Source organism: Gluconobacter potus, assembly GCF_015244705.1.
Taxonomy (GTDB): domain Bacteria; phylum Pseudomonadota; class Alphaproteobacteria; order Acetobacterales; family Acetobacteraceae; genus Gluconobacter; species Gluconobacter potus.
In genome coordinates this window covers 1-5,018 of sequence record NZ_JABCQF010000035.1, presented here as the reverse complement: position 1 = coordinate 5,018, position 5,018 = coordinate 1, and the positions used below count along the sequence as shown (strand labels likewise).

The following is a 5,018-nucleotide window of genomic DNA, read 5'->3' as shown; positions in this document are numbered from 1 at the left end:
CACCAGTTCGTCGTACGGTAGCGGGTGGGCTTCGACTTGCTCATGACACCCAGCTACCAGACTGGTTTCACGCCGTGAATCCGCTTTCACGCCATTTGTGCAACAAAGCCGTAGCAACGGCAAAACAGGTTCTAGCGGAATCAGGACATGACAACAGAGCAGAATACTGCGCCAAATGGCGTTGACCGTCTGGCTGGGCATATTGCTGATGCCATCGACACGCTGAAACTGATCGTGGCTTTCGGTTTTGTGGCTGGTGTCGTGATTATGTTCTGTCTGATGCGGGACCGTGGGCTGGAACTCTTGCCGCAATGGTTCCTGGCCCTTCATGGGATAGGCATCCTGACGGTCGGTCTCATTTTTTCTGTCATGGTGGCGGGTCTGTCTGTGATGTTCACGCACAGCTTTCGATCTGTGAAAATCATTGCTCTGCCCGTTGTCTTCTTTCAATTCATGTTCGGCGTACTGGGGCTGCCGATGATGATGGGAGCTGATGCCTCGCCCGTGGCTTTACCACTCTGGTTCTCGACCGCAATCGCCGTCCTCGGCCTGCTAGGGGCATGGGGCGGACCTGTGGCCGCGCTGCTGGTCGCGAAAAAATCAGCTAGGTGAGCACAGAAGAGCGGATGATTGCGCCCTCTGTGGCATAGTCTCTTCTCCCCTCGGGACAGCCACGATAAACGGAAGCCCCCTAACGGGGGCTGTGTATCATTTGGCGGCCCTGTAGGCCGCCATGCCTCTGCTATCCTCAGCGATTTAATTTGCAGAATATTCAGAATTTCTGTATATTCTTGATATCACCCCCGTGGGAGGATACAGCCAGTGAAGCAGTTTGCAGCGGGCGACCTGACCCGCAATACCGGTGATCTCTTCGAGGCCGCAGCCGTCGCCCCCGTCGCCATCACCAAGCATCGCAAGCCCCGGTTCGTGGTCATGTCGGTGGAGCGATACGAGACGCTGACCAGCAGGGATACGGGCAGTCAGAAGGCTTATGCCGTCAACGATATGCCTGAAGACGTTGCCGCCCTGTGCGATCAGGGGATTGAGGACTATCTGAATGGCTGATGACTTCCCGCGTGTCGGCCAGGTCATCGACTATCACTATCTCTGGAAATGGCAGGATTTACGAGGTGAGACGGAAGGCCGAAAAAAGCGGCCGAGCTGCGTGGTCGTCGTCGCCATTGACCGGGACGGCAAGCATCACCTCTTCATCCTGCCGATCACGAGCAAAGAGCCTGCCGCTGATCGTCATGCCGTGCTGATTCCGGAAACCGAGGCCCGCAGGGCGAAGCTGGATACGGACATGCCCCTGTGGGTGATGGTGGACGAAGTGAATTACGACATCCTCGAAACGTCCTACACGCTGGAAGATCGGGCCGCGCGCGGCCAGTTCAGTCCCGCTTTCAGCAAACAGATCGTTCTGGCGTTCCGCTCAATGCGCGATGCACAGGCATTGCGTATCTCGAAACGGACATGAAAAAGGAATACCAAAAATATGTGTAATATTGGCGAAGAATCTTACAAAGAGAAATGTGAAAAATGCGGCACAGTGAATAGAATAACAATTCAAACGGGACCGGAGCATGGGGGGTGGAGTGAAAAGTTTACTGTTCATTGCGCAGAATGCGGCGATGTTATGGACCGGATTTCCGCTTTCGGCCTGAAGAGCGTCGAAAAAGTCAAAGGCAAGTGAACGTCTAAGCGGACACTTGAAACTGAAGCCCCCTCGCGGGGGCTGACTGCTCTGTGGCGGCCCGACAGGCCGCCATCCCTTCGGCGTGTGCCGCATCAGTCCGCCGCATGAAACGTCACCTTTATGCCGAACGCCGACATGATGCGGAACAGGCTGGTCAGGTCGAGATCGCCTTTTCCAGACAGGGCTTCCTTCGCAATATCGTCCGCTCCCTGCGCGCGCGCTATGACCGAAAGAGCATGAGCAAACGCCGCTGCGTCGCCATCTGCCCATGCCATGTTCAGAAGTTCCTCCTGCATCCGAGGATCTTGTGCCGCCTTGACGCTATCAAACACATCCAGTCCAGAAGTCTTCATCGGGTATTCCAAGTCCTTGCTATTGGGGCGCGGCAGTAGCTGGTTTTCTATGGTGCCATGCGAGATTTTCTGATTTCCTTCTGTGCTGTGCGGGCGTATCCAGCAGCCCGCAGCGACCAGCTTTTCTCTTGGCTGGTAACGCCATAAGCCGTCAGAAGGGGCAGGGCGACTTCAGGATAGGGAATGATTCTGGCTGGTTCATCCTGATAAGCCAATCCGTAAGCGCCGAACGGGGAAAACCGCACGATCGTCAGATCCGATGGAGCCGGAAAGGCTACCGGCGTGATAAAGGCCCGCATCGGGCGCTGATGACGCTTGAACAAAGTCACCCGGTTCTTGCCTTCGAGAGCCACGTAAAGCGGCATCGTTCCGATACGGGCATATCTCGGGGCCTCTGAGCAATATTTGTCGTTATCGCTCACAATACCATCAGACCATTCCATGATCTCGTGATCGTAATCTCTCCCCTGATCCGGTCGGTCCCGATACTGCCCCGAGATGACAAGCGTCGGGTCGATAGTCTCTGGAACCATGTCATCATAGCTGTAAAACGCATCGGAAAAGGGAAGCGCGTCGCGTAGAAATTTCTTCGGAAAAATCGCCCTGCGTTCGTAGAAGCGTTCATACGGATCATCGACTTCCGTCAGGCTTTCATCCAGTCGGTCCTTGAACGATACAAAAGCTCGACATGCTGAAATCAGTTGAGTGTCAGACAAGATTTTTCTCTTTTTGTGATTGCCATGAAATTCTTTCGGTCATCGGAATGTGGGAGAGCTATCTTTCGGGGGCTTGATCTCCGCTCTAGTTCGTAAGGCCGCGAGCCAGGTGCGCTGCCCCTGTCTCCCGACCAACTCACCGGAGCCAGCCGCCGCCCTGCGCTGCGCTGCGGTCGCCATCTGTCTCCGCCCATCCGGGTAACGATCGGAAGCCCGGTATATCCCCCCGATGCTCGCCCCCCCAAGGGGGCTGCGCTGATGCCAGCAGCCTCGCTCCGGTCTAGGGGATCATCCACCCCATCTTCCTGCGCTCCCTTTGGTCGCTCCGTGCAGACGGGTCCCCTGAGATGACCCCTAGACCTGCGCTGCGTTGCCGGCGGATCTGAAGGTGTCGGGACGAAAGGCGTCGCTGCGCTGCCTTTCGCCCTGCCGCTGGCAGGTCGAACGAAAGGCTGGGGCTTTGATCCGGTTTTTGGCAAGCGGTTTTTTCGTGCTGAACGGGAATTTTTTCGGAGAATTTTTGCATTTTTCTCTTGCCAGACCCTTATTATATCGCGTATATAATAAGGGCACCGGACGAAAAGGAGGGAGACGGTCTCCCCCATCACCGGGGCCACGGGAGGGTAAACCCATGAATCATTTCGTTTCTTCTCGCTTTTCCCGCAATCTCGGCCGCGATCCGCTGTCCGACGAAGCCCTGCGCCATCTGGCGAAGTCCATCTTCGCGGAAGACAAGCACGAGAGCCGCAGCGACCGATACGCCTACATCCCCACTTATGAAGTGCTCGCGGGAATGCGGAAAGAAGGCTTCGAGCCGGTCTATGCCAAGCAGGGCGGTTCGCGCGTGCCGGGTAAGGCGGATTTTACCAAGCACCTGATCCGCTTCCGTCACAAGGGCGAAGCCGGGACCGTCCGCAAGGTCGGCGGCATCTATCCGGAAGTCGTGCTGGTCAACAGCCATGACGGCACGAGCGCCTATAAGGTCATGGCCGGGCTGATGCGTCTGGTCTGCCTTAACGGGCTGATGGTGTCAGATCGGGAGCTTGCTTCCGTGTCCGTCCACCACAAGGGCGACGTGATGGCGCAGGTCATCGAGGGCAGCTTCAAGGTGCTGTCCGAGAGCTGCCGCGCGGTTGAAGCCGCAGACGCTTGGTCCGGTGTCAGCCTGAACCATGACGAACAGATGATCCTTGCCGGGGCGGCCCATGAAATCCGCTTCGGGGAGGAAGCCGAAACCCCGATCGAGCCGCGCCAGCTTCTGGCCCCGCGCCGCCGTGATGATCTCGGTTCCGATCTGTGGACCGTCGGAAACGTGGTGCAGGAAAACGTCATCCGGGGCGGTCTCCGGGCATGGGGGCGCGATGCCAACGGCCGCCGCCGTCGCGTGTCCACCCGCGAAGTCAAAGCCATTGATGCGGACGTGAAGATCAACCGCGCCCTGTGGCGTCTCAACGAGGAAATGGCCCGGCTGAAAGGAGGCGGAGCATTCATGCAGGACGCCGCCTGATCCCGTCATCCGGCACGCCTCACCCGAGGCGTGCCCCCTGCCCTTCAGGATGGAACGTAACCCATGAGCGAAGCATTCGAAATTGCGCAGACCATTCCCACCGAGCGCCCCTTGAGCTTCGACGAAGCCGCCGCCCTTGTCCGCTCACACGTCGGGACACCGCAGGATGTCGGCTATCAGATGTTCGACAATATCGCCTCGGCCATCAAAGCCCTCTCGCACCAGAGCAGACTTGCCGGGGCCGATTATGATTGCCTGTCATGTGGCAATGGCTGGACCTATGAAGGCATCGACCCCGCACCCGACCCGGCCACCTGCCCCTTTTGCGGAAGGGAGGGCAACTCGCCGTTGAGGGCATGGGAGGGCGAACGCAAAGACATCTGACTCCGGGGGCGATATGCCCCCATTTCCGCGCGCGCCGAACCGGAAGCCCGCTTCGCGGGCTAAGAGTAGCCGGGCGGCCTACCGGCCGCCGTATCCTCTAGCGTAGCCTCTAACGTGTCCTGTTCCGTATCCTCTGGTGTATCCTGAATCGGCCAATTTTCGCACTGATGCCGCGCAAGCTGGGTGCTCGTGCGGGCTTTTTCGGGGGCTTGATTTCCGCTCTAGTTCGTAAGGCCGCGAGCCAGGTGCGCGCACCTGTCTCCCGACCAACTCACCGGAGCCAGCCGCCGCCCTGCGCTGCGCTGCGGTCGCCATCTGTCTCCGCCCATCCGGGTAACGATCGGAAGCCCGGTATATCCCCC

The 5,018-nt window shown here is 58.3% G+C and carries 7 protein-coding genes; 5 read left to right on the top strand and 2 right to left on the bottom strand.

What is annotated here, in order from left to right; translation table 11 throughout:
- The first annotated feature begins 147 nt into the window (after positions 1-147).
- From HKD31_RS15670 to HKD31_RS15660, 3 genes are all read left to right on the top strand, one after another.
- Positions 148-612, top strand: a complete 465-nt coding sequence (locus HKD31_RS15670) for a hypothetical protein (RefSeq protein ID WP_035367652.1) — start codon at positions 148-150, stop codon at positions 610-612.
- 210 nt (positions 613-822) lie between these two features.
- On the top strand, positions 823-1,065 hold the full coding sequence (locus HKD31_RS15665) for a type II toxin-antitoxin system prevent-host-death family antitoxin (protein ID WP_035367654.1): 243 nt from the start codon (positions 823-825) through the stop codon (positions 1,063-1,065).
- The gene (locus tag HKD31_RS15660; RefSeq protein ID WP_035367655.1) at positions 1,058-1,477 is read left to right on the top strand and encodes a hypothetical protein; all 420 of its coding nucleotides are present in this window, start codon (positions 1,058-1,060) and stop codon (positions 1,475-1,477) included. The genes HKD31_RS15665 and HKD31_RS15660 overlap by 8 nt, the downstream gene beginning before the upstream one ends.
- Before the next feature lie 311 nt (positions 1,478-1,788).
- On the opposite strand, the gene HKD31_RS15655 is transcribed toward HKD31_RS15660, so the two are convergent.
- Both HKD31_RS15655 and HKD31_RS15650 read right to left on the bottom strand, forming a co-directional pair.
- On the bottom strand, positions 1,789-2,049 hold the full coding sequence (locus HKD31_RS15655; RefSeq protein WP_035367658.1) for a helix-turn-helix domain-containing transcriptional regulator: 261 nt from the start codon (positions 2,047-2,049) through the stop codon (positions 1,789-1,791).
- 47 nt (positions 2,050-2,096) lie between these two features.
- Positions 2,097-2,765 carry a hypothetical protein gene (locus HKD31_RS15650; protein ID WP_035367659.1) on the bottom strand — a complete coding sequence of 223 codons (669 nt, stop codon included), beginning with the start codon at positions 2,763-2,765 and terminating at the stop codon, positions 2,097-2,099.
- Positions 2,766-3,396: 631 nt separating this feature from the next.
- On the opposite strand from HKD31_RS15650, the gene HKD31_RS15645 reads away from it, so the two are divergent.
- Both HKD31_RS15645 and HKD31_RS15640 read left to right on the top strand, forming a co-directional pair.
- Entirely contained in the window at positions 3,397-4,272 is an 876-nt protein-coding gene (locus tag HKD31_RS15645) for a DUF932 domain-containing protein (protein ID WP_035367761.1), read from the top strand.
- A gap of 63 nt (positions 4,273-4,335) precedes the next feature.
- Positions 4,336-4,656 (top strand): hypothetical protein, encoded by a 321-nt coding sequence (locus tag HKD31_RS15640; RefSeq protein WP_035367763.1) that lies wholly within the window; start codon positions 4,336-4,338, stop codon positions 4,654-4,656.
- The last annotated feature ends 362 nt before the right edge of the window (positions 4,657-5,018 follow it).

What these genes read in the sequence shown, in the direction of transcription:
- HKD31_RS15670 (WP_035367652.1), top strand. Translation starts at nt 148, where the DNA reads ATGACAACAGAGCAGAATACTGCGCCAAATGGCGTTGACCGTCTGGCT.
- HKD31_RS15660 (WP_035367655.1), top strand. Translation starts at nt 1,058, where the DNA reads ATGGCTGATGACTTCCCGCGTGTCGGCCAGGTCATCGACTATCACTAT.
- HKD31_RS15655 (WP_035367658.1), bottom strand. Translation starts at nt 2,049, where the DNA reads ATGAAGACTTCTGGACTGGATGTGTTTGATAGCGTCAAGGCGGCACAA.
- HKD31_RS15645 (WP_035367761.1), top strand. Translation starts at nt 3,397, where the DNA reads ATGAATCATTTCGTTTCTTCTCGCTTTTCCCGCAATCTCGGCCGCGAT.
- HKD31_RS15640 (WP_035367763.1), top strand. Translation starts at nt 4,336, where the DNA reads ATGAGCGAAGCATTCGAAATTGCGCAGACCATTCCCACCGAGCGCCCC.